Origin of the sequence: Candidatus Phytoplasma luffae, assembly GCF_018024475.1 — a bacterium.
In the GTDB taxonomy this organism is placed as follows: domain Bacteria; phylum Bacillota_I; class Bacilli_A; order Acholeplasmatales; family Acholeplasmataceae; genus Phytoplasma; species Phytoplasma luffae.
This window is the reverse complement of record NZ_CP054393.1, coordinates 93,815-117,517: the sequence shown is the minus strand read 5'-3', so window position 1 is coordinate 117,517 and position 23,703 is coordinate 93,815. Positions and strand designations below refer to the sequence as shown.

20 protein-coding genes and 1 tRNA gene are annotated in these 23,703 nt (G+C 22.6%); all 21 read left to right on the top strand.

All coding sequences use genetic code 11. The features are described 5' to 3' along the window. Positions 1–652: 652 nt before the first annotated feature. The 21 genes from LFWB_RS00570 to greA all read left to right on the top strand — a co-directional run bounded on the left by LFWB_RS00570 (position 653) and on the right by greA (position 23,703). A complete protein-coding gene (locus LFWB_RS00570; RefSeq protein ID WP_210954920.1) occupies positions 653–1,828 on the top strand; it encodes an NAD(P)-dependent malic enzyme in 1,176 nt (391 codons plus the stop codon). A gap of 491 nt (positions 1,829–2,319) precedes the next feature. Then, on the top strand, positions 2,320–3,294 hold the full coding sequence (locus LFWB_RS00565) for an ATP-binding cassette domain-containing protein (RefSeq protein WP_210954759.1): 975 nt from the start codon (positions 2,320–2,322) through the stop codon (positions 3,292–3,294). Continuing rightward, on the top strand, positions 3,294–4,088 hold the full coding sequence (locus tag LFWB_RS00560) for an ABC transporter ATP-binding protein (protein ID WP_210954758.1): 795 nt from the start codon (positions 3,294–3,296) through the stop codon (positions 4,086–4,088). Before LFWB_RS00565 ends, LFWB_RS00560 begins: the two co-directional genes overlap by 1 nt. A gap of 58 nt (positions 4,089–4,146) precedes the next feature. After that, positions 4,147–5,745, top strand: coding sequence for an ABC transporter substrate-binding protein (locus LFWB_RS00555; protein ID WP_210954757.1), 1,599 nt, complete (start codon positions 4,147–4,149; stop codon positions 5,743–5,745). Positions 5,746–5,798: 53 nt separating this feature from the next. Beyond that, on the top strand, positions 5,799–6,719 hold the full coding sequence (locus LFWB_RS00550; protein ID WP_210954756.1) for an ABC transporter permease: 921 nt from the start codon (positions 5,799–5,801) through the stop codon (positions 6,717–6,719). Positions 6,720–6,754: 35 nt separating this feature from the next. Further along, positions 6,755–7,597, top strand: coding sequence for an ABC transporter permease (locus LFWB_RS00545; protein WP_210954755.1), 843 nt, complete (start codon positions 6,755–6,757; stop codon positions 7,595–7,597). Between the two features lie 234 nt (positions 7,598–7,831). Next, positions 7,832–9,130 carry a trigger factor gene (tig, locus tag LFWB_RS00540; protein WP_210954754.1) on the top strand — a complete coding sequence of 433 codons (1,299 nt, stop codon included), beginning with the start codon at positions 7,832–7,834 and terminating at the stop codon, positions 9,128–9,130. A gap of 102 nt (positions 9,131–9,232) precedes the next feature. Continuing rightward, positions 9,233–11,581: an endopeptidase La gene (gene lon / locus LFWB_RS00535; RefSeq protein WP_210954753.1), complete on the top strand. Its 2,349-nt coding sequence runs from the start codon at positions 9,233–9,235 to the stop codon at positions 11,579–11,581. Positions 11,582–11,998: 417 nt separating this feature from the next. Beyond that, on the top strand, positions 11,999–12,172 hold the full coding sequence (rpsU, locus tag LFWB_RS00530; protein WP_210954752.1) for a 30S ribosomal protein S21: 174 nt from the start codon (positions 11,999–12,001) through the stop codon (positions 12,170–12,172). Positions 12,173–12,279: 107 nt separating this feature from the next. Next, a complete protein-coding gene (ybeY, locus tag LFWB_RS00525; RefSeq protein ID WP_246454227.1) occupies positions 12,280–12,702 on the top strand; it encodes an rRNA maturation RNase YbeY in 423 nt (140 codons plus the stop codon). Positions 12,703–12,733: 31 nt separating this feature from the next. Beyond that, positions 12,734–13,606, top strand: coding sequence for a GTPase Era (gene era / locus LFWB_RS00520; protein ID WP_210954751.1), 873 nt, complete (start codon positions 12,734–12,736; stop codon positions 13,604–13,606). Positions 13,607–13,635: 29 nt separating this feature from the next. Next, a complete protein-coding gene (locus LFWB_RS00515; RefSeq protein ID WP_210954750.1) occupies positions 13,636–15,012 on the top strand; it encodes a glycine--tRNA ligase in 1,377 nt (458 codons plus the stop codon). A 48-nt stretch (positions 15,013–15,060) separates the two neighbouring features. Then, positions 15,061–16,983, top strand: coding sequence for a DNA primase (gene dnaG / locus LFWB_RS00510; protein WP_210954749.1), 1,923 nt, complete (start codon positions 15,061–15,063; stop codon positions 16,981–16,983). Positions 16,984–17,082: 99 nt separating this feature from the next. Continuing rightward, positions 17,083–18,345 (top strand): sigma-70 family RNA polymerase sigma factor, encoded by a 1,263-nt coding sequence (locus LFWB_RS00505; protein WP_210954748.1) that lies wholly within the window; start codon positions 17,083–17,085, stop codon positions 18,343–18,345. Further along, entirely contained in the window at positions 18,342–18,779 is a 438-nt protein-coding gene (locus tag LFWB_RS00500; RefSeq protein WP_210954747.1) for a tRNA (adenine(22)-N(1))-methyltransferase TrmK, read from the top strand. The genes LFWB_RS00505 and LFWB_RS00500 overlap by 4 nt, the downstream gene beginning before the upstream one ends. 119 nt (positions 18,780–18,898) lie before the next feature. Further along, positions 18,899–18,975, top strand: a tRNA-Arg gene (locus tag LFWB_RS00495). A 127-nt stretch (positions 18,976–19,102) separates the two neighbouring features. Then, positions 19,103–19,300, top strand: a complete 198-nt coding sequence (gene rpmF, locus LFWB_RS00490) for a 50S ribosomal protein L32 (RefSeq protein ID WP_210954746.1) — start codon at positions 19,103–19,105, stop codon at positions 19,298–19,300. A gap of 184 nt (positions 19,301–19,484) precedes the next feature. Continuing rightward, on the top strand, positions 19,485–22,121 hold the full coding sequence (gene alaS / locus LFWB_RS00485) for an alanine--tRNA ligase (protein ID WP_210954745.1): 2,637 nt from the start codon (positions 19,485–19,487) through the stop codon (positions 22,119–22,121). Beyond that, a complete protein-coding gene (gene ruvX, locus LFWB_RS00480; protein WP_210954918.1) occupies positions 22,112–22,582 on the top strand; it encodes a Holliday junction resolvase RuvX in 471 nt (156 codons plus the stop codon). The genes alaS and ruvX overlap by 10 nt, the downstream gene beginning before the upstream one ends. A gap of 19 nt (positions 22,583–22,601) precedes the next feature. Next, complete coding sequence (locus LFWB_RS00475; RefSeq protein WP_246454226.1) at positions 22,602–23,180, top strand: O-methyltransferase; 579 nt, start codon at positions 22,602–22,604, stop codon at positions 23,178–23,180. A gap of 49 nt (positions 23,181–23,229) precedes the next feature. Beyond that, complete coding sequence (greA, locus tag LFWB_RS00470) at positions 23,230–23,703, top strand: transcription elongation factor GreA (RefSeq protein ID WP_210954744.1); 474 nt, start codon at positions 23,230–23,232, stop codon at positions 23,701–23,703.

The following is a 23,703-nucleotide window of genomic DNA, read 5'->3' as shown; positions in this document are numbered from 1 at the left end:
TTTCCATAAAGTTTTTTTCGGTTAGAATAGTTCTTTTATTTGTATCCTTCTGGGTATAGTTTATAGATTATTTCATTTATTTGTTGGTTTGTTATTTATTTGTGGTATGTTATGCATAAAACTTTGGTCTTTTTATCTCTTGTCGCTTTTCTGTTTATATAGTTTTTAACCTATTTAATTTATCAATATATTTATTATAATTCGTATTTTTATTCAAAATAAGAAATTATATTTATATTAATTTTAATAAAAAATTATTTATAGTGTGTTTATTTTTTTAAATTTTTATAGATAATAATAAGAAATTACTAGTTTTTTTAAAAGATTTAATTTTTATATTTTATACTTTTCGGTTTGGATCTGAATGCATAAGAATATAACAGTAATATATAAATACAACACTTAATAGATTTATTAATAATATATAATAATTATGTTAACATTTTTTAAAATATTATTTCGAATAATTGAATTAATAATTCAAAATCTTTGAAAATAATCATAAAATAGTTAGTCATTTATTTTTTAAAAATATTTAATTATTTGATAATGTTAATAATATAAAATAATATTTAAAAAATGTTATTATTTAGTTATTATTTAGTTATTATTTTTATAAATAAAATATATTTGGAAAGTTTGTATTATGTCTATAAATATTAAAGAAGAAGCTTTAAAACTTTGTGAAAAATACAAAGGAAAATTAGAAATCAAAAATAAATTCGAAGTAAATAATATGCATGATTTATCTTTAGCTTATACTCCAGGTGTTGCTGAACCTTGTATTAAAATTGCTGAAGATCCAGAAAATGTTTATAAATATACAACTAAAGGAAATAATGTTGCTGTTATCAGTAATGGTACAGCTGTTTTAGGTTTAGGAAATATTGGCGCATTAGCTTCTATTCCTGTAATGGAAGGAAAATCTTTTTTGTTTAAAGCTTTCGGAAATATAGATGCTTTTCCTATTTGTATTGATTCTGAAGACCCAGATGAAATTATTAATATTGTTGCTAAGATTTCTTCTATATTTGGTGGGATCAATTTAGAAGATTTTAAAGCGCCAGAATGTTTTTATATTGAAGAAAAGTTAAAAGAAAAATTAGATATTCCTGTTTTCCACGATGATCAACATGGAACAGCAATAGTTGTAGCTGCCGGCATTATAAACGCTTTAAAGGTAGTTAAAAAAAGAATGCAAGATGTTGAAATAGTTGTTATAGGTTCTGGCTCTGCAGGAATGGCCATAACTAAAATGTTACTTTTATTAAAACCTAAAAATATTGTTATAGTTGATAAAGATGGTATTGTGCAAAAAGATTGCACTTGGTTGAATAAATACCAAAGAGAAATACTTTCGCAAATTAATTTAAATAATGAAAAAGGTTTTTTAAATGATGCTCTAAAAAATAAAGATATTGTTATTGGTGTATCTAAAGGTAATATTTTAAACGCTGAGATGATTAAAACAATGAATAAAGATTCTATAGTATTTTCATTAGCCAATCCTGTTCCTGAAATTACAACATATGAAGAAGCTAAAAAAGGTAATGCTAAAGTAGTAGCTACAGGTAGATCAGATTTCCCAAATCAAATTAATAACCTTTTAGTTTTTCCTGGTATTTTCCGAGGCGTTTTAGACGCTAAAGCAACTAAAATAACAGAAGAAATGAAATTAGTTGCTATTGAAGCAATAACATCTTTAATTCCAGACGAAGAATTGCATGAAACTAATATTGTTCCTTCTATTTTTGATAAAAGAGTTACCGAAGTAATTGCTGAAGCTGTTTGTAAAAAAGCTATAGAAACAAAAATGACTAGAAAATAATATTTTTTTGAATAAATTTAAATATTTTGTTATTAGAACTTAAAATTATAATTATTAAAAAAAAACAACTATTTTATAGTTGATTTTTTTTAAAATAAAACAGTTAATTTTTATAAAAAATTATTATAATCATTTTTTTAAAGTTGATAGGTTCAAAACTGTTTTATAGATAATTCAAAATTAGACTTTTTTTAAAAAAATAGAATTCAAATCTTTTTCCCAAAATAGGTTATTTTAAGTTAAATATTTTATTTGGGATTTATTTAGCAATTTTATTTTTGATTGAAATAATTAAAAGCAGTTCTGTAATTGCTTTTATTTTTTTTAAAAAAACATTTGACTATTACAAAAAAAATGTGTTATAATTTTTTAAACAGTTAATAAATATTTAATGCTGTTTTAATAAATATTTTTGCTTTTAGTTGTGTTTTCGACTGAGATATTATTTAAATCATGATTACATATAAAAATATAAGAAAGTGTAATAATCGATGTTGAAAGATCGGAATGAAAAATATCAAATTTTAATCGAGTGCAAGAATTTATCTAAATTTTTTTTTAGAAAGAAATTATTTGCGAAATCTAGTATTTTTTTAAAAGCTAATGATGATATTAGTTTATCTATTCATAAAGGGCAAACTTTAGCCGTAGTAGGTGGTTCGGGTTCAGGAAAATCTACTTTAGGACAAACTTTGTTGCAATTAGAAAAATCTACTTCTGGAAAAGTTATTTATTATAAAGAACAGCAATCTATTAATTTAAGCGAACTATCTACTAAAGATTTAAGCAAATACCGCAAAGATTTACAAATTATTTTCCAAAATCCTTATCTATCTTTGAATCCTAAAATTTTAATATCAGATATCATTGGCGAAGGTCTTTTAATACATAATTTAGTAAAAAGTAAAAATGATCCTCTTTATAAACAAAAAATTTTAGATATCATGAAAAAATGCGGCGTAAAAGAGGAGTTATATAATCGTTCTCTTGCTCAATTATCGGGTGGCGAAAGACAAAGAATCGCTATTGCAAGAACTTTAATTATAGAACCTAAATTTATTGTTTGTGATGAAATTGTTTCTGCTTTAGATGTCACGATACAAAAACAAATTTTGGAATTATTGAAACAATTAAAGAAAAATTATGAATTAACTTTATTGTTTATTACTCATGATTTAGGGGTTGCTAAATATTTAAGCGATCAAATTGCAATAATGTATTTAGGTAAATTAGTAGAATTAGGCCCAACAGAAAAAATTTTTACAAACCCTCAACATCCTTATACAATTGAATTGTTAAATTCTATCCCTAAATTGATTGAATATGGTATATCAAGCAAAAAATACATTGCTAAATATGAAAATTCTTCTTATGATTTTTTATACAATAAGAAAAAAGAAGATAAGGATTGGCATCAAGTTTCTCCAAATCACTTTATTTTATGTACTAAAAAAAGAGGCTATTAATGAAAATTTTAGAAGTAAATAATTTACATACTTATTTTGAAACTGAAAAAGGTTTAGTTAAAGCTGTACAAGGTATTTCTTTTTATTTAGAACAAGGAAAAACTTTGGGTTTAGTCGGAGAATCTGGAAGTGGTAAAAGTCAAACAGCTAATTCTATTTTGAAATTATTTGAAAAAACACAAAAAATTCATCAAGGGGAAATTATTTTTAATAATCAAGTTATTTCTGATTTTAATGAAAAAAAAATGCAAAAGATTCGTGGTAAAGAGATATCCATGATTTTTCAAGATCCTGTTGCTAGTTTAAACCCCATGTTTAAAATAAAAGATCAAATTATGGAAATTTTATTTATTCATCAAGAAATCACTTATAAAGAAGCTTATGAAAAAGCTTTAAATATGTTAAAAAAAACTAAAATTCATAATTGTGAACAAATTATGAATTGTTACCCTTATCAATTATCTGGCGGAATGTGCCAAAGAGTAATGATCGCAATAGCTTTAATTTGTCAACCTAAATTATTAATCGTCGATGAAGCTACTACAGCTTTAGATGTTATCGTTCAAAAAGAAATTTTGAATTTGATTAAAGAAATGCAAAAAGAAAATCAAACAGCTGTTTTATTTATAAGTCATGATTTAAGTGTTATTTCTGAAATTTCAGACGATATTATAGTTATGTTGAAAGGTAAAATTATAGAAAAAGCATCTACTCAACAAATTTTAAAAGATCCTAAACACCCTTACACTCGCACTTTATTAAATAATTTTTTAAAAACAAGTATTATTAGTTAATATTATTAATTTATTTGATTTATTATAAAAAAATATTTAAAAGAAAGATAAAATAAAAATGATTTTAAAGCAAAAAATTATTTTATATTTAGCTATTATATTATTTTCAGGTTTATCGATTTGGGGAATTGTTAAGTTTAAAGAATATAAAGATCATTTGTATAGAAAAGATAGAATGATTATTGCTATTTCAAATTCACCTAAAAGTTTGGATTTTTGTAATTCAAAAGATACTAATTCTGTTTATACTGATTGGACTTTAGGTTTATTTCATAGCACTTTACTTAAGGCGCCAGAAAATCCTCAAGATAAACCTGAAAACTTATTAGTAGAAGAATGGGATTTGGACAGAGAGAACCGAAAAATAAAAGCCAAATTAAAAGATGGTATTTTGTTTCATAACGGAAATAAAATGACTACAGAAGATGTAATTTTTACTTATAACAGAGCTGTTGAAAAAGAACATAAAGATTTTGTTAACAATATAAAATCTGTTCAAAAAATAGATGAACTTAAATTTGAAATCCATTTAAAAGATTTACCTCCATTTTATAATTTTATTTTTTATAAAATGTTCAGAGTCTTGAATAAAGCAGCTATAGACGAAAATGAATCAGAAGGATTAAAAATAGGAACAGGTCTTTATAAATTAGTTTCGGTATCAAAAGATAAAAAAGATTATAATTTCGAAAAATTTGAAAATTATCATGCTAAAAATGATTCTGAATATTTAGATTTTGACAAATTACCACCTAAAATAACATTAAAAGTTGATCCAAGTAACGACAATAATCTTTTAAACTTAGAAAAAAAGAATATCGATCTTATTTTAAGTTTTCCAGGTAAGAATATTAATGATAATTTAAGAGATAAAGAATCAAAAAAAAAATTAAACATAAAAGAGGATCGACAAACATCTAAAGTTAGTTATATGTATATAAATCAAGAAAACACAAAAGAGGCAATTAGAAAATTAATAGTTCAAGCTATTGATTTCGAAAAAATAAAAGAAGAACTAAAAATTCCAAATAAAGTTGCTAATGGCGGTTTATTACCTCCTATTTTAAAAGGTCATGATAAAACAGCAAATTATAGAATATATTATAATAAAGAATTGGCTAAAACAGGTGTTCAATCGTTAACAGGAGAAGAAAAAAAAATAAACATTTTAACATCAGAAAATCCTGATCTTGCGTTGCAATTAAAAGTAAAAGATCATTTAGAGGAAGCAGGTTTTGAAGTTAAAATTAACCAAGTACCTTTCAATGATATAACAAACAAATTCATTACTACTAATGATTATAATATTTTGTTTTTAGGTGAACAACATGAATTGATATATGGGTATAAATTTTTTGAAGATTATTTCATACATTCAGACAAAGATCCAAAAAACCAAAATTTTTCACATATAAAAGAAGAGGATGCGGACAAAATTTCAAAATTAATAAAAGACTCTAAGGAAGCTTTAGATGATGATTCATTTATTCAAAAAATAAAAGAAATAGAACAATATTTATACACAAAATTATACATTATACCAACTTTTTATGTAACTGATTATGTTTTAACTAGTTCTAGAGTAGATAAGGAACATTTAAAAATTAATACATTTAGTGGTGTTAACCCTAGATCATTAAGATTTATCTCAAAATAAAGATAATATTTTATAAACTTTTTTGTATATTGTTATAATAGGACATAATAATAATGCGATATATTATCAAAAAAATATTTTATAATTTTTTAATTGTTTTTTTTATTTTTTTAATTAGTTTTTTTATTTTAAGAAAAACAACTGATCCGGTTACGACTATAATCGGATCTAAAAATTTAACTTCAGAAAAAATAGAAATTCATAAGAAAGAATTCGGATTAGATGGAAATATAATTGAACAATTTAAGAGATATTCTTTAAGTATATTAAAATTAGATTTTGGTAAATCTTATGAGGATTTAAATGAATCAGTTTTTGATATTTTTATTTTTCATTTTTGTAATACTTTAAAATTATCTTTATGGAGTTGTTTTTTTGGTTCATTTTTAGGAATATTTTTAGGAATATTATCTAAATTTTATAACAGTAAGAAAAACATTTTTTTCGATATATTTTCTATTGTTATTATTTCAACACCTTCTTTTATTATTGGTTTTCTTTTGCAATATTTTTTAGCTTATAAATTAGATCTTTTTAATATATCATATTTTGGCGATTTCACAGATATGTTTTTGCCTATCGCAACTTTATCTTTAGTAATCAGCACTTATATATTTAAAATTACTCAAAATACTATCGAAGAATGTTTAAAACAACCTTATGTAAAAGCTGCTTACGCCAAAGGATTATCTAAAAAAGCTGTTTATTTTAAACATGTATTTAAAAATGCTTTAGCTCCTATATTAAGTTATATTGGATTAATGTTTAGTTTTTTGGTAAGTGGAACTGCCGTTATAGAATATATTTTTAATATTCGAGGTGTAGGACATTTAATTAAAGAAAGTTTTAATAAACAAAATTTAAATCTGTTACAGTGTACTATTATTTGTTTATCTATTTTTATAACTTTTTTTAATTTATTTTTAGAATTTATACTTTTATATATTAATCCTCAGTTAAATAAAAAAAAATGATTCATTATTATAGAAAAAAATATAGAGGATAGATTATGCCGCTAAACAAAATAAAGAATTTTTTTACATTTTATATAAAAAACTCTAAATTACTTTGGAGTTCTATATTTTTAATTATTTTAATAATTATTTCTAATTTAGTTCCTTACATTGGTTTTTATAAATATAGTTTAAAACCTATTTATGTAGCTAATCAAAGCATAAGTTTTACAAATTGGTTCGGGACAGATTCGACGGGATATGATATATTTAGTCGAATGATGGGCGGAGTTAAAATATCTTTATCTATAGCTTTTGTAGTTGTTTTTTTAAGTTGTATATTAGGGACTTTTTTAGGAATTATATCTGGTTATTTTCGTGGGTTTTTAGATCAATTAATTAATTTTATTTGTGATTTTATTATAATAATTCCTGAATTTATATTAGTTGTTTTAATAATGTCATTTTGTAAAAAAGATATTCTTGCTTTAATTTTGGTTTTAATTATTTGTCAATTACCTTCTTTTATTAGAATCTCTAGAATTAATGTTTTAGAATTAAAACAAAAAGATTTTATAAAGTCTTCTAAATCTTTAGGAAGTGATGATTTACAAATTATTAAAAGACATATTTTACCTCATATTTTGCCTGTTGCTATCACTCAAATAACGATGAAAATTGCAAGTTCTATTTTGTCTATTGCAGCATTAGGATTTATTGGTTTAGCTTTAGAACCTTCCACTCCTGAATGGGGTTCTATTTTGAGATCTGTTCAACAGACATTTTTAGATTATCCTCAATTATTATTAGGTCCTTTTTTAATTATGTTTTTAACTATTTTGTCTTTAAATTTGATCGGTAGAGGGTTGATTGAATATTTTAATAAAGAAGGATTTTAAAAAAAACAATATTTTTTATTTCAAATAAAATTTATTTTATTCTTATAAACTTAGTTTTTATAAACTAAGTTTTTTTTATGATTTTGATTATAATATTTTTATATTTTTATTAATAAATTGTTATTATTAATTATTATTGATATAATTTTAATGTATATTAAATTAACCATAATTTATTATTTTTTTAAAATTTAATGTTCTTTTTTTATACTAAAAGATAGGTGAACTAGATATATGCAAATCGAAAAAATAAATAATGATTGTATTAGATATAATTTTAATATAAATATAAAAGAATTTGATCTTTTTGTTAAAAAAGCTTTTGAAAAAATTAAACATAAAGTAGAGGTTAAAGGTTTTCGAAAAGGTTTTGTTACAAGAGATGTTTTTGAAAAAAATTTTGATAAAAAACCATTATATAAAGAATCTTTTGAACTATTGGTTCAAGATAAATTAAAATGTATATTCGAAAATAAAAATTATAATATTATTGGAAGTCCTAAAATAGTTAATTTTGTTTTTGAAGATTTAATAAATAAAAAAGATTTTTTTAATTTTGGGTTAGAGTTTGTTTTAAAACCCAAGATTACTTTATGTGATTATAAAAAAATTAAAGTAAATGTAAAACTTGAAGAAGTTAAAGAAAAAGAAATTGAAAATAAATTAGATTTATTATTAAAAGAAAACCCTATTTTAGAAAATAAAAAAGAAAATGAAAATGTTTTGGAATTAGGTGATTTTGCTGTTTTTGATTTTGAAGGTTATTTAAATGGCGAATTATTTAAAGGCGGAACAGCAATTGATTATACTTTAGAAATTGGTTCTAATAATTTTATTGACGGTTTCGAAAAACAAATGATAGGTATGAAGGTTAATGAAAAAAAGGAAATTAATGTTCGTTTCCCTGATAATTATTTAAATAAACAACTCGCTTCTAAAGAAGTCATTTTTAAGATTTTTTTAAAAAATATTAAAATTAAAAAAAATGTTGTTTGGAATGATGAATTGGTTAAGAATTTAAAATTCCCTGACATCAATAATTTAGAAGAATTTAAAATTAAAATAAAAAAAGAATTAGAATCGCAAAAAAAATACGAAAAAGAAGAAAAAGAAAAAGAATTAATTTTAGATTTTTTAATAAAAAATTCTAATTTAAATGTTCCGTCATCTTTAATAGAAGAAGAAGTAGAACATGCTAAAAGAGATTTCGAAAAAGAATTGAATTCTAAAAACATAAATTTAGAACAATATTTAGAATCTAATAATTGGAACAAAGAACAATTTGAGCAAAATATAAAAGACAAGACTCTGATTAATGTTAAATTAAATTTCTTATTAGATGAAATAGCTTTTATAGAAAAAATTAAATTTTCTCCTGAAGAGTTAGAATTACATTATCAAAAAATCAAAAATGAATTTAAAATAGATGTTGATAAATTAAAACAAAATTCTTTTTTTGTGGAAAATATCGAAACTAATTTATTAAGACAAAAAGTGATGGAATTTTTATTTAAAACTAATATTATTCATTAATTAATTTTTTGTTCATTTGTTTCTATTTCTAATATAATATTATTAAATAAATTATATTTTCTAATTAGCTAAATTTTTAATAAAAGGATATAAGTCAAGATTATGAATAAAAATAAAAAAGATATAGAAGCTGAAATAATTTCTTCAGAATTGCCAGCTATTGTTGTTAGAGATATAGTCCCTATACCTTTTAATGATATAAGTTTAGAAATAGGAAGAGATTTTTCTGTTAATGTTTTGAAACTTTCGGCAGATAATAAAAATCCTTATATTATTATTTTGTTACAAAAAAATGTACTTAAAGAAGTGCCTAAGATATCTGATATAGAAAAATATGGAGTTTTGGCTGAAATTTTAACTTCTGTTAAAGTGAATAATGGTAATTTTTATAAAATTAAATGTCGTATTATCAAAAGAATAAAAATTGAAAAAATAACAAAAAATAAAGATTTATATATAGCCAATTATAAAGATGTCCCTACTACTTACGTTGATTTAAAAGAAGAAAAACTTCTTATAAAAATGATAATGGAAAAAATAGCAATTAATATTAGTCAAATTTTATTAATTTCAGAAAGTACTTTTTTAGAACAAATAAAAAACGGTATTACAACTGAAAAAGCTGCAGATTTAATCGCTTTCGCTTTACAAATAGATGAAAAATATAAATATAAATATCTTAAAGAATCTAGTTTAAATAAGAGATTATTATATATTTTACAAGATATTGAGATGAAATTAGGTTTTTTAGATTTAGAAAATAAAATTAATAACGAAGTTAAACGTAGTATTGACGAAAATCAAAAAGAATTTTATTTAAGAGAAAAAATGCGCGCTATTCAAAATGAATTAGGTGATAAAGCTAAAAAAGATGAAGAAATTGAAGAATTAAGAAATCAAATTAATATTTCTAAAATGCCAAACAAAATTAAAGATAAAACTTTAAAAGAACTTAATCGTTATTCTTCTATTTCTTCTACAGTAGCTGATTCTTTTGTTATTCGTAATTATTTAGATTTTGTTATTTCTTTACCTTGGGGTAAATTTAGTAAAGATGTAGATGATTTAAATGTTATTCAATCTATTTTAGAAAAAAATCATTATGGATTGAAAAAAGCTAAAGAACGTATTATAGAATATGCGGCTGTTAAAATTATGACTCAAAAAAATCCTCAAACAATTATTTGTTTGGTAGGGCCTCCAGGAGTAGGAAAAACTACTTTAGCTATTTCTATTGCCGAAGCATTAAAACGTAAATTTACTAAACAGTCTTTAGGCGGTTTGCAAGATGAAAGCGAAATAAAAGGGCATAAAAAAACTTATGTAGGGGCTATGCCAGGACGTATTTTAAGCGGAATCAAAGATGTAGGTGTAGCTAATCCTGTTTTTTTATTAGATGAAATAGATAAATTAGTTAATAATATACAACATGATCCAGGTTCCGCCTTATTAGAAGTTTTAGATCCTAAACAAAATGCTAATTTTGTAGATTTTTATTTATCAGAGTCTTTTGATTTATCTAAAGTTTTGTTTATAGCAACAGCAAATGATTTAAGTAATATTTCAGAACCTTTAAGAGATCGTTTAGAAGTTATAGAATTAAATTCTTATACAGAACAAGATAAATTAATTATCGCGCAAGAACATTTATTACCTAAACAATTAGAGGAACATGGTATTACTAGCGAACAATTTGTTATAGAAAAAGAAACTATCCTTTATTTAATTAGACACTATACAAAAGAAGCCGGAGTTAGAAACTTAAATAAAGTCATTGCTTCTTTAGTTCGTAAAACAGTTAAAGAAATTTTAATGAATAAAATTACAAAAATAACGATTAATAATTATAATGTTGAAAAATTTTTAGGTAAAGTTATTTATCAACATTTATTAGCTAATACAAAAGATCAAATTGGTGTTGTGAATGGTTTAGCTTATACTTCTTTTGGAGGAGATATTTTACCTGTCGAAGTAGCTTATTATAAAGGAACAGGAAAATTAGTTTTAACTGGTAATTTAGGAAAAGTTTTAGAAGAAAGCGCTATCACATCTTTTAGTTTTTTAAAATCTAATGCTGAAAAATTAGGTATTGAATATAGTTTTTTTGATAATAATGATTTTCATGTTCATTTTGTAGAAGGGGTAGTTCCTAAAGATGGACCTTCAGCCGGCGTTACCATAGCTACTTGTATTTTTTCCGCTATTACTAAAAAATTTGTTAAAAAAAATATTGGAATGACAGGAGAAATTACATTGACTGGTTCTATTATTCCAATAGGAGGTTTAAAAGAAAAAGCCATTGCTGCAGAAAGAAGTGGCTTAAATATGATTTTCATTCCTAAAGATAATTTAAAAGATTTAGATGAAATACCTGAAGAAGTTAGACAAAAAATAGAAATTGTTGCTGTTGAAACAGCTAACGATGTTTTTGTTAAAGCTTGTAGTTCTTAAAAAAAGGAAATTATTAAATAATGAAATGGAACGACATACCTCACTCTTTAATATATATTAATTGTTTTTTGATTATTTTATTTGTTTTATTTACTATAGAAAAAAGCGTAATAGATATTTTTTCAGAACAATATGGAAATAATAAACCACAAGGAACCCAAGTTTTTTTAAATCGTTTTATATCTTGTTTATTTTTTATTTATTTAGTATATTCTTATTTTTATTTAAGAGAAACATATAACAAAAGCTAAATAAAAAATTTATTGTTCAAAATTAATAAATTATGTTATAATATTATTATAATTAAATTGTTAAATTTTATTTTTGTGTCTTTAATTTATAATTATATTATTTTTATTCAAAAAGTTAAATTTAATAGAATAATATATTTTAATAAAGAAGGCGGGGTGTATATTAATGACTAAAACTGTTGTTTCTAAAGAAGAAAGTTTTGACGAAATTTTACGTCGTTTTAAACGTGATGTTTTTAAATCTGGAAATCTTGCACAAGCTCGTAAAAAAGAATATTACGTTAAACCAAGTACAGAAAGAAAAAATCGCAAGAAAAATTTTAAAAATAAAAAATATTAAATTTTAATTATAAAATTTAATAATAAAAAAAATCACCTATTATTTAGGTGTTTTTTTCTTTTATAACAAGTTTTAATTCAATATTAAAGGAAAAATTATTTTTTATTGTGATTATCGAAATACATAATAAAACTAATAAAAATATTGTAAATTTAAAAAAAATTTTATTTAATGTTTTTACTTCTTTACACGATAACCAAAAAATGAATATTATTTTTATAAATAATAAAGAAATGCAAAAAATGAATTTTTATTATCGTAAAAAGAATCATCCGACAGATATTTTATCTTTTGAAAATGTAATTGATAATGAATATTTAGGTGATGTTTTTATTTCTTTAACTAAAGCTGCCGAACAATCTTATAAAATGAATAAAAAATTAGAAGAAGAAGCAGTGTTTTTATCTTTGCATGGTTATCTTCATTTAAAAGGTTTTGATGATTTTACTGAAGAATCTTTACAACAAATGATAGAAATACAAAATCAAATTTTGAGTTATCATCGTTTAAACATTTATAAATATTTATAAATTAAATTTTTATTTTTAGGGGTTATTTAATATGTTTAAATCGGGTTTTATTACTATGATAGGAAGAGCTAATGTGGGTAAATCCACTTTATTAAATGCTTTTTTAGAACAAAAAGTATCTATTGTAAGTGATAAACCTAATACTACTAAAAAACAAATTTTGGGTATTTATAATGACGAAAATTGTCAATTAGTTTTTGTAGATACGCCAGGTTTTTTTTATAAAAAAATAAGCGATTCTGCTTCTAAAATAAATTTTGTTATTTTGAAAAATATTGACGAAATAGATATTATTTTATTTTTAGTCAATGAAGAATGCAGTAATAAAGATAAAGAATTTTTGACTTTTTTACAAAAATATCAAAAAAAAATAATTTTAGTTATTAGTAAAATGGATTTGTTAAAAAGAAAAATTTTGATTGATAAAATTATTTTAAGTTATTTAAAATATTTCAAATTTGAAGCTGTTATTCCTGTATCTAGTTTAATAAATAAAAATTTAAGTATTTTAAAGGGACAAATTTTAAATTTATTAGAATCAAAAACTCCTTATTTCCCTAGAAATACAATAACAAATCTTTCTCAAAAGGAAATAATTGTAGAGTTATTAAGAGAAAAATTATTTTTTTATTTAGACAAAGAATTACCTCATGTTTGTCGTATTTTTTTAGAAAAAATAAATTTTATTAAAGAAAAAGATTTGAATGAAATTTACATTTCTATTTTAGTTCCTAAATTAAGTCAAAAAAAAATTTTAATTGGTAAAGAAGGTTCTCAATTAAAAAAAATTCGTTTAGCTGCTCAAAAAGATATTCAAAAAAATTTAAAAATGAAAAACTATTTAAACTTATGGGTCAAAACTGATGATATTCGAAATAATAATAAAAGATTAACTTATAAATAAAAATAAATAATTGAACGGTTATATAATTTATGTTAAAAAAACAAGAGAAAAAATTACCTTTTAAAGAAATTATTAGTTTTTTAAAACAAACGGGTTTTGTTTTTTCTGGTAGCGAAATTTATAATGGATTAGCAAATAGTTTTGATTATGGTTATTTAGGAAGTTTATTAAAAAAAAATATTAAAAATATTTGGATCAAAAAATTTATTCAAGGATTTGAGTATAATATTTTGTTAGATAGTTCTATTATAATGAATTCTAGAATTTGGGAAGCTTCTGGCCATTTATCTTCTTTCATTGATCCTTTAGCCGAAAATAAAGATAATAATAAACGTTATAGAGCTGATCAATTAATAAAAGAGCATAATAATAAAATTAATGTAGATATTTTAACTTATGAAGAAATGACGCAATATTTAATTGAAAATAAAATTTTAGGAACATCTAATTGGGCACCCGTTAGAGAATTTAATTTATTGTTTCAAACTCATCAAGGGGTTATTTTAGAAAAATCTTCTCCTTTATATTTAAGACCAGAAACTTGTCAAGGTATTTTTGTTAATTTTAAAAATATTTTGAATTCCACTAGAAAAAAAATTCCTTTTGGAGTAGGACAAATAGGTAAATCTTTCAGAAATGAAATTACACCAGGCAATTTTATTTTTCGTACTTGCGAGTTTGAACAAATGGAATTAGAATTTTTTTGTCATCCACGAGATTATAAAAAATGGTTTTCATTTTGGCAAGATTATTCTTATGATTTTCTTTTGCATTTAGGTTTAGAACCTAATAATTTAAAAAAAAGAGAATATTCATCTGAAGAATTAAGTCATTACGCTAATGCTACTACTGATATTTTATTTAATTTTTCTTGGGGTTTTGATGAATTATGGGGTATCTCTTCTAGAACAGATTTCGATCTTAAAAATCATCAAAAACACTCTCAAAAAGATTTACAATATTTCGATTCAGAAACTAGAGAAAAATATTGGCCTTTTGTTATCGAACCTTCAATAGGAGTAGAAAGATTATTTTTAGCTATTATCATTAATTCTTTAAAAATTGAAGAATTAGAAAATAATAACACTAGAACAGTTTTAAAAATAAAACCTTTTTTAGCCCCTTATAAATTAGCTATTTTGCCTTTGATAAAAAAAAAACATGGCGAAAAATCTAAAGAAATATATAAAAAACTTTCTTCTTTTTTTGAAGTAGATTATGACGAAACTCAAAGTATAGGTAAAAGATATCGAAGACAAGATATGATCGGAACACCTTTTTGTTGTACTATCGATGATGATACTTTTAAAGATAATAAGGTCACTATAAGAGATAGAGATACTTTTATGCAAGATAGAATATATATAGATGACATAAAAATCTATATTTTAGAAAAAATAAAATAATATTTTAATTTTATATATCGAAAAGGAATTTCTTAATAATATAAAAAAATGGATCTTAAAAAAAATATTTTAGATCGTAATTTAATTGATAGATTTAATTCAGAAATACCTATTTATGAATTAGTTATTAAAACAGGGGTTTCATTAAAAAAAGTAGGTAATAATTTTATGGGTTTGTGCCCTTTTCACTCTGAAAAGACGCCTTCTTTTTCTGTTTCTTCCGAAAAAAATATCGCTTTATGTATGGCTTGTCGTCAAGGCGGAAGACCTGTTACTTTTTATAGCAAATTTAAAAAAATTTCTATTTCAGAAGCTATTAAAGAATTATCTGAACTTTTTCATTTAGAATTGCCCAAACAAAAAATTGTGTATAAAAATCCTTTATATGAAATTTTAGAATCAGTTCATTCATTTTTTAAAGAATCTTTGTCTTTGATTTTGAAAAAAAAAGAATATGAAGATCATCCTGTTAAAAAATATCTATTAGAAGAAAGACAATTAAATTTAGAATTGGTTCAAGAATTTGGTATAGGTTATGCATATGACAATAATAAGGCTTTAGTTACACATCTTTTAGATAGAAAATATAAAATAGAACATTTATTAAAATTAGGTTTAGTAAGAGGTTTTATTAACCCTAAAAATAGTGATGAAACTAATTATTTTGATTTTTTTAGAAATCGTATAATTTTCCCTTTAACTAATTCAGAAGGTCAAATAGTTGGTTTTTGTGGGCGCACTTATCAAGAAGACACAAAACAACCTAAATATTTATTTAATATAGAAAATGATTTATTTAAAAAAAATCGTTTGTTATATCGTTTTTTTGAACATCAACAAAATATCCAAGAACAAAAACAAATTATTTTATGTGAAGGTTTTTTTGATGTTATTTCTTTTTATAAAATAGGAATGAAAAACGTTATTGCTACTTTGGGAACTAATTTAAGTCAAGAACAAATTTTGTTATTAAAACAAACATCTAAAAAAGTCATTATTGCTTTTGATGGTGATAATTCAGGAAAAGAAGCAGCTATTAAAATAGCTCAACTACTAAATAATAAAAGTTTTATAATTAAAATTATGCATTTGCCTTCTGGTTTTGATCCTGATAGTTATATTTTAGAAAAACAAAATAATATTTATTTTTTAAAACAAAAATTTGAAGAAATTACTAAAGATTATATTTTTCAAAATATAGAAGATTTATTAAAAACAGAATTTAATAAAGAAATAATTAAAAAATATATAAATAATAAATTATTAAAATATCATGATGAAGAGACACAAGAATATTTCCAAAATAAAATAAACGAAAAATATCAAATTTTAATAAATTTAGTTTCAAAAGAAACTTTAGTTAATAAGGCGAATAAATTAAAAACAAAAGAAAAAGAAAAAATATCTGTCAAAGGAATTGTTTTTGATCAAGATATAGAAGTAGATCTTTTGGTTCAATTATTTTTAAATAATAAATATATAGAATTAATTATTGAAAAAAGTTATGAATATAAATCAATTAATTCAGATATTATTGAATTATTTCGAATTATCAGAAAATATTATAATAAATACGCTACCGAAGACGAAAAAGATAAACGTGGTTTAGGTGTTGATTTAGAAAATTTTAAAAATAAGTGTAAAGAAGATTTAAAGCGTATAACTGATTCTAATTATATACATAATTTAATATCACGAGTAGAAAATAATATTTTATTTCAACAAAAAAAAAGGATTTCTAGTCAAGAATATTTGAGCGATATTTTTCATCCTTTTGAATTAAAGGAACATTCTGCTTACAGAAATAAAATTAAAAAAGAAATTCAAGATATTAAAAATAGATGTTTTCAAGAAGATTATGAAGATGAAAAAAAATCATTTCTTGATGAATTAAAACTCAAACAAAAGGAATTAATCAAAATAGAAAATGATATTTATGAATGTAAAAATAAATGTAAAAGTGAATTTTAATAAAATTATTATTCGGAGTCGTTTTATATAATATAAAATAATTTTATTTTTATTATACAAATTTAAAAAAAGATTTTTATAAAAAGGGTTGATAATTGTATGAATTTAAGAAAAATTTTTAAAAAGATATATAAAAAACATCATTTAGCTTTAGAAAAATATATAGATCCGACTATGCATACTCCATTTAAACAAAAAAATAGATGGTTAGATTATTTTTCTAAAAACGAAGATTTTTTTAATAAAAAAATCGCTAAATATTTTCTTTTATTTCAAAAACAAAATAAAAACAAAAAAAAATCTAAAAATTTAAAAAATTCCTCTAATATGGATTTCGAAAGTTTATATCATCCTAAAAATCAAATGCTCGATAAAGAAGATTCCAAATTAATTTTAAATAAAGACACAACTTCTAACGCTATCAAAATACATGATCCTATAAAGATGTATTTAAAAGAAATTGGTCAAATCCCTTTGTTAACTTTAGAAGAAGAAAAAAAACAAACTAAAATTGTTTATGAAGGTATGAAAGCAAAAAATAAATTAACGAAATACAAAAATAAAGAGATTGAACTGACACCAGAACAAATAGAAGAAATTAATGAAAAAATAAAATCTTCTAATAAAGCTAAAAATAAATTAGTAGAGGCTAATTATCGTTTGGTTGTTTCTATAGCTAAACGTTATATAGGTAGAAAAATTTTATTTTTAGATTTAATTCAAGAAGGAAACATGGGTTTAATGAGGGCTGTAGAAAAGTTCGATTATAAAAAAGGATGCAGAGTTACTACTTATGCTACTTGGTGGATTAGACAAGCTATTACTAGAGCGGTAGCGGATCAAGCTAGAACTATTAGGATTCCAGTTCATATTGTAGAAACGATGAATAAAATTTCTCGTTTGAGAGGTAAATTGACTCAAGATTTATCACGTAAAGTTGAAAATACAGAAATAGCAGAAAAAATGAATATCGCAGAAAAACAAATTATTGATATTCAAATGATAGAAAAAGAAACAATTTCTTTGGAATCTTCAGCACGTGAAGAAGATGATTCTTCATTAGGTGATTTCATTAACGATCCTAATATTATTTCTCCTCATCATTATATGTTGCAAGAAATGTTAAAAAAAACTTTAGATGAATCCTTAGAAGAAAATTTAACTGATAAAGAAGAGCAAATTTTAAAAATGCGCTATGGTTTATTAGATGGTCATATTTATACTTTAGAAGAACTAGGAAATAAATTTGGAGTTACTCGAGAAAGAATTCGACAGATAGAATCTAAAGCTTTAAGACGTTTGAGAAGCCCCTCAAAACAAAATAAATTAAGAATGATCTATAATAACATTATTAATAAATGAGCAGAATTGATTTTATTGTATCTTTGGTGAAAGGTTATAATATAGTTTTAGATATTGGCTCCGATCACGGTTTAGTTTTAAAAAAAGCTTTAGACTTGGGATATATTAAAAAAGGAATTGCTAGTGATAACAAAATCCAACCTTTAGACAGAGCTTCACATAATTTAAAAAATTACTCTGTGAAATTTTATTTAAGTGATGGTTTTGAAAAAATATATTCAGATTTTGATTTAGCTGTTATTTGCGGAATGGGTCCTTATACTATTTCTAAAATATTAGCTAAATGTTCTTTTAAAAATAAATATTTTTTATTAGGTTGTCAAGGGAAAATTAATTATTTAATTGAATGGTTGAAATCTAATAATTTTGCAATTATAGATACTTATCATTATTATAATAAATTTGATTATATTTTTTTAAAAGTTTTTAAATAAAAGTTATAATAAAAATATAAGTTTATTGTAACTTTTAATTATATTATTTTTAAAAATATTTGTAATAGGTTTAAAATAAGAATATTTAAAGTATAATATAAGTTAGTATAATTATAAACGTTTGAGTAGCTCAGCAGGATAGAGCAGCGGCCTTCTAAGCCGTCGGTCAGGGGTTCGAATCCCTTCTCAAACGCCATCTTTTATTTGATTTTTGATATATAAATATTTAAATTGTTTATATATTTATTAAATTTTTTTTGTTACCAAATGAATTTTTAATAAAAATTTTTATTTGGTAGCAAAATAAAGCGGAGATAAAAAAAATGGCTGTCCCTTTTAGACGAACTGGTAAAACTGCAAAAAGAAAAAGACGTACACATTATAAATTGCAAAGTCCTAATTTAATAATTAGTCCTGAAACAAATAATTTTACTTTATCACATCGTGTTACTTCTAATAGTCCTTATTATAGAAAAAAATTGATTTTGTTAAAAGACAAAAATAAACAAAAAGATAATTAATTTATTATCTTTTTTTTATTTAAAAAGAAATCAACGAAAATATATTTTTTATTAGTTTTTTGATTTTAAATAAATTTTTTTTAAAAAATATTAAATTTTATTATATATCAAAATAAAATTAATATTATTTTATTTTTTTATCAAAATATTTTTAAAAATTAATTAGTGAGGAAATATTTGTTAAATGAAAAAAATGTCTTTCATGGAAATTAAACAAAAATGGTTAGATTTTTTTCTTAACAAAGGGCATCACTTAGAAAAATCAGTTTCTTTAATTCCAGATTCTTCTGATCCTAGTTTGTTGTGGGTGAATGCGGGTGTTATCCCTTTAAAAAAGTATTTGGATGGTTCTAAAAAAGCTTTATTTACTAAAATAGTTAATATACAAAAATGTTTAAGAACGAATGATATTGAAAATGTAGGAACAAGTATGATTCATCATACTTTTTTTGAAATGTTAGGTAATTTTTCTATAGGAGATTATTTTAAAAAAGAATCAATTGATTTAGCTTATGAATTTTTATTTTCTGATAAATGGTTAAATTTATCAAAAAATAATTTATATATTACTTATTTTTATCAAGATAAAGAGACATATAATTTATGGTTAAAAAAAGGTATCGATCCTAAAAGATTGATCCCTTTAAAAACTAATTTTTGGGAAATTGGCGAAGGTCCTTGCGGCCCTTGTACAGAAATTTTTTTTGATAGAGGTTCTAAATACGATGAAAGAGATATTCAATTAATTATAGAAGATATCCCAAATAATCGTTTTATTGAGGTTTGGAATATTGTTTTTTCTGAATATAATAGTGTATCTGGAATAAAGAGAGAAAATTATAAAGAATTACCTATTAAAAATATTGATACTGGTGCAGGATTAGAACGTTTAGCATGTATTTTTCAAAATACAGAAACTACTTTTGAAACAGATCTTTTTTTACCTATTATTGAAAAAATAACTCTTTTAAGCGGTTTATCATATTATGAACGGAAAGAAAATTTTAGAATTATCGCTGACCATATTAAAACTTTAGTTTTTGGTATCGGTGATGGTGTTTCTTTTTCTAACATCGGAAGAGGTTATGTTTTAAAAAAAATTTTAAGAAGAGCTTTTTTAAAAGGTAAAAAAATAAATTTAAAAAAACCCTTTTTATTTAAATTAGTTTCTGTAGTTATCGATATTATGGAAAAATCTTATCCTTATTTAAGAACAAAACAAAATATTATCGAAAACATGATCCAATTAGAAGAAGAAAAATTCTTATTTAATTTGAACAAAGTTAAAAAATTATTTATAAAATTTGTTTCAAATAATGTATTATCAGGTATTAATTTTTTTAAACTTTATGATACTTACGGTTTACCAAAAGATTTAATTATAGAATATGCTCATCAAAATAATATTTTGATAGATGATCGAAATGAAGAAAAATTCGATATTTTTTTAGAAAAGCAAAAACAATTATCGCGCGAACGAAGCAATATTAATTCTGATATGAATAAACAAAATAATCTCTTTTTAGAATTTAAAGAAAAAAGTGATTTTATTGGTTATGAAATATTTGAAAATAAAACTCAAGTTTTGAAAATTTTCCCTGAAGGCATTGTTTTAAAACAAACCCCTTTTTTGCCTCTTATGGGGGGACAAAATTCAGATTCAGGAAAAATTAATGATTTAGAAGTTGATCAAGTTATAAAATTACCTAATAATCAATTTCTTCATAAATTCAAAAAACCTTTTAAAAAATTTTTTCTTGAAGGTAAAGAAGTAATCGCTTCTATTGATATTTCTAAAAGAAAAAAATCTTCTTTGAATCATACTGCCGTTCATTTGTTACATGATGCTTTAAAATTACTTTTAGATAATAATTTTCAGTCTCGTAGTTCAGCTTTAGATTTTGAATCTTTGAGATTAGATTTCACTTATTCTCGACATTTTACTTTTCAAGACTTAATGAGGGTTGAAAATAAAGTAAATGAATGGATAAATCAAAAACATCCAGTCATTATCCAACATAAAACTTTGGCCGAAGCTATAAATCAAAAAATCCCATTATTAAGTAATAAAATTTATCCAGAGATAGTGAGAGTAGTCAGAATAGGAGATTTTTCTATTCAATTATGTGGCGGAACTCACGCAAAAAATACTTCAGAATTAAAAAGGTTTTTTATTTTAAATTATAAAGTGATTGGTTCAGGCGTTTATAGAATCGAAGCTTCTTCAGGAGATAATATTTTTCATTTATTAAAAGAAAAAATAAATCCTTTATTGTTGGAAGAAAAACGTTTGTTAACAAAATTAAAAGAAGCAGAAGAAGAAATTAATGATAATGTTTTTTTGTCTAAGCAAAAAAAGATTATATCACCAGAAATTAAATATAATAGTTATCAAGATATCCAAAATTATAAAAATCATTTAGAATTTTTGCAAAAATATTTAAACGATTTAAAACAATATATTATTGTAAAACAAAATAAATATATTTTATCGAAAGCAGATTCTTTCATTCCAGAAAAAATAGAAAAAGAAATGATGATCGTTATTCAAGGTTCAGAAATTACTACTAATATGTTAAAAATTTTATTAGAGCATTTATTTAAAAAAATGAATAATGATTTTTTATGTATATGTCATAAACAAATAGATAAATTTATGTTTTTATGCAAAAGCAAAAGAGTTCATGTTGGAAATTTTATTAAAAAAATTAACAAATTAATTATTGGCCGAGGTGGCGGAAATAATCAATTTGGACAATCTTGCAGTAATTTTATTGATAAATTTGATCAATTTCAAGCTGATTGGAAGTTATTTTTGTGATAAAAAAAAATGTTTTTTTAGGTTTGGATTTGGGCGAAAAAACTTTAGGGATTGCTATTTCTGAATCCGGTATTATTGTAAATAATTTAAAAACACTTTTTTTTAATGTTGCTCAATATAAAGAATTAATAAAACCTTTAACCGAAATAATTAATGAATTCCATGTTACTAAGATTATTTTAGGCTATCCTAAACATATGAATAATGATATCGGAATAAAAGCTCAAATTAGTATAGATTTTCTTAATATACTTAAAAGTAATTTTAACTTTATAGAAGTTATTCTTTGGGATGAGAGATTATCAACTAAACAAGCTTATCAATTCCTGAGAGAAGGAAATTGTAAAAAAAATAAAATTAAAAATATAAAAGACCAAATAGCGGCATCTATAATTTTACAAAATTATTTAAATTATTATAATAATCTTGATATCGATTCAACAAATAAATTAAAACAATAAAAGTAAAATATTCTCCATTATGTCAAATCAAAAAGAAAATTATTTAAAAAAAATTAAAAAATATGCTCTAGAAAATAAAATTCCTATTGTTCGCGATGATACTTTATTATTTTTGCAGAAGGTAATTGATAAAATAAATATATCAAATATTTTAGAAATAGGTACTGCTATTGGTTATAGCGCTTTAGGAATGAGTAATGAACATAATCAAATTCATACTATCGAAAGAGATTACAATAAATATCAATTAGCTTTAAGTTTTCTCAAACAAGGAAAATTTAATATTGAATTTATTTGGTCAGAAGCTCTTTTTTATCATCCTCGTCAAAAATATGATTTAATTTTTATTGATATCGCTAAAGCTCAATATATAAAGGTTTTTCAAAAATATCAATTTTTTTTAAAAAAAAATGGTATTATTATATGCGATAATTTAAATTTTCATAATTTAGATATTCAAAGTTTGAATATTTCTCGTAGTACCAAACGTTTGATTAAAAAAATAAATGATTTTAAAATATTTTTAAAAAATAATTCAACTTTTGATACTTTATTTTTAGATATCGGTGATGGTCTTAGTTTTTCTGTTAAAAAATAAATATAATGATAATTTAAATAATTATTTTTATCGAAAGGGATAAAATAAAGTGAATCAAAAAAAATATGAATTGACTCAGTCAGGTTTAGATAAATTAAAAAGTGAATTAGATTATTTAAAAAATGTCAAAAGAAATGAAAATTTAAAAGCTCTTAAAGAAGCAAGAGAACAAGGGGATTTAAGTGAAAACGCTGATTATAGCGCAGCACGTAATGAACAATCTTTTATAGAATCGCGTATTTTAGAGATACAAAATATTCTAAAAAATGTTACAATTATCAATGCATCTGATGGTGATGGCAGAATTAATATCGGTAAAAAAGTTTGGATTAAATTTCATAATGATAATAAAGAACAATATTTAGAATTAGTAGGTGTTTTAGAAGTCGATCCTTTTGAAAATAAGATTTCTATGGAATCGCCTTTAGGCCAAAGTTTAAAAGGTCATTTAGAAGGTGATCAAATATCGTTTAAAACAGACACAGGGAAGATTTTTAACATTGAAATTTTGAAAGTTGATTAA

Excerpts from the sequence above, each read along its gene's own strand:
- LFWB_RS00565 (WP_210954759.1), top strand. The coding sequence starts at position 2,320 with ATGTTGAAAGATCGGAATGAAAAATATCAAATTTTAATCGAGTGCAAG.
- LFWB_RS00560 (WP_210954758.1), top strand. The coding sequence starts at position 3,294 with ATGAAAATTTTAGAAGTAAATAATTTACATACTTATTTTGAAACTGAA.
- LFWB_RS00555 (WP_210954757.1), top strand. The coding sequence starts at position 4,147 with ATGATTTTAAAGCAAAAAATTATTTTATATTTAGCTATTATATTATTT.
- LFWB_RS00550 (WP_210954756.1), top strand. The coding sequence starts at position 5,799 with ATGCGATATATTATCAAAAAAATATTTTATAATTTTTTAATTGTTTTT.
- LFWB_RS00545 (WP_210954755.1), top strand. The coding sequence starts at position 6,755 with ATGCCGCTAAACAAAATAAAGAATTTTTTTACATTTTATATAAAAAAC.
- tig (WP_210954754.1), top strand. The coding sequence starts at position 7,832 with ATGCAAATCGAAAAAATAAATAATGATTGTATTAGATATAATTTTAAT.
- lon (WP_210954753.1), top strand. The coding sequence starts at position 9,233 with ATGAATAAAAATAAAAAAGATATAGAAGCTGAAATAATTTCTTCAGAA.
- rpsU (WP_210954752.1), top strand. The coding sequence starts at position 11,999 with ATGACTAAAACTGTTGTTTCTAAAGAAGAAAGTTTTGACGAAATTTTA.
- era (WP_210954751.1), top strand. The coding sequence starts at position 12,734 with ATGTTTAAATCGGGTTTTATTACTATGATAGGAAGAGCTAATGTGGGT.
- LFWB_RS00515 (WP_210954750.1), top strand. The coding sequence starts at position 13,636 with ATGTTAAAAAAACAAGAGAAAAAATTACCTTTTAAAGAAATTATTAGT.
- dnaG (WP_210954749.1), top strand. The coding sequence starts at position 15,061 with ATGGATCTTAAAAAAAATATTTTAGATCGTAATTTAATTGATAGATTT.
- LFWB_RS00505 (WP_210954748.1), top strand. The coding sequence starts at position 17,083 with ATGAATTTAAGAAAAATTTTTAAAAAGATATATAAAAAACATCATTTA.
- LFWB_RS00500 (WP_210954747.1), top strand. The coding sequence starts at position 18,342 with ATGAGCAGAATTGATTTTATTGTATCTTTGGTGAAAGGTTATAATATA.
- rpmF (WP_210954746.1), top strand. The coding sequence starts at position 19,103 with ATGGCTGTCCCTTTTAGACGAACTGGTAAAACTGCAAAAAGAAAAAGA.
- alaS (WP_210954745.1), top strand. The coding sequence starts at position 19,485 with ATGAAAAAAATGTCTTTCATGGAAATTAAACAAAAATGGTTAGATTTT.
- LFWB_RS00475 (WP_246454226.1), top strand. The coding sequence starts at position 22,602 with ATGTCAAATCAAAAAGAAAATTATTTAAAAAAAATTAAAAAATATGCT.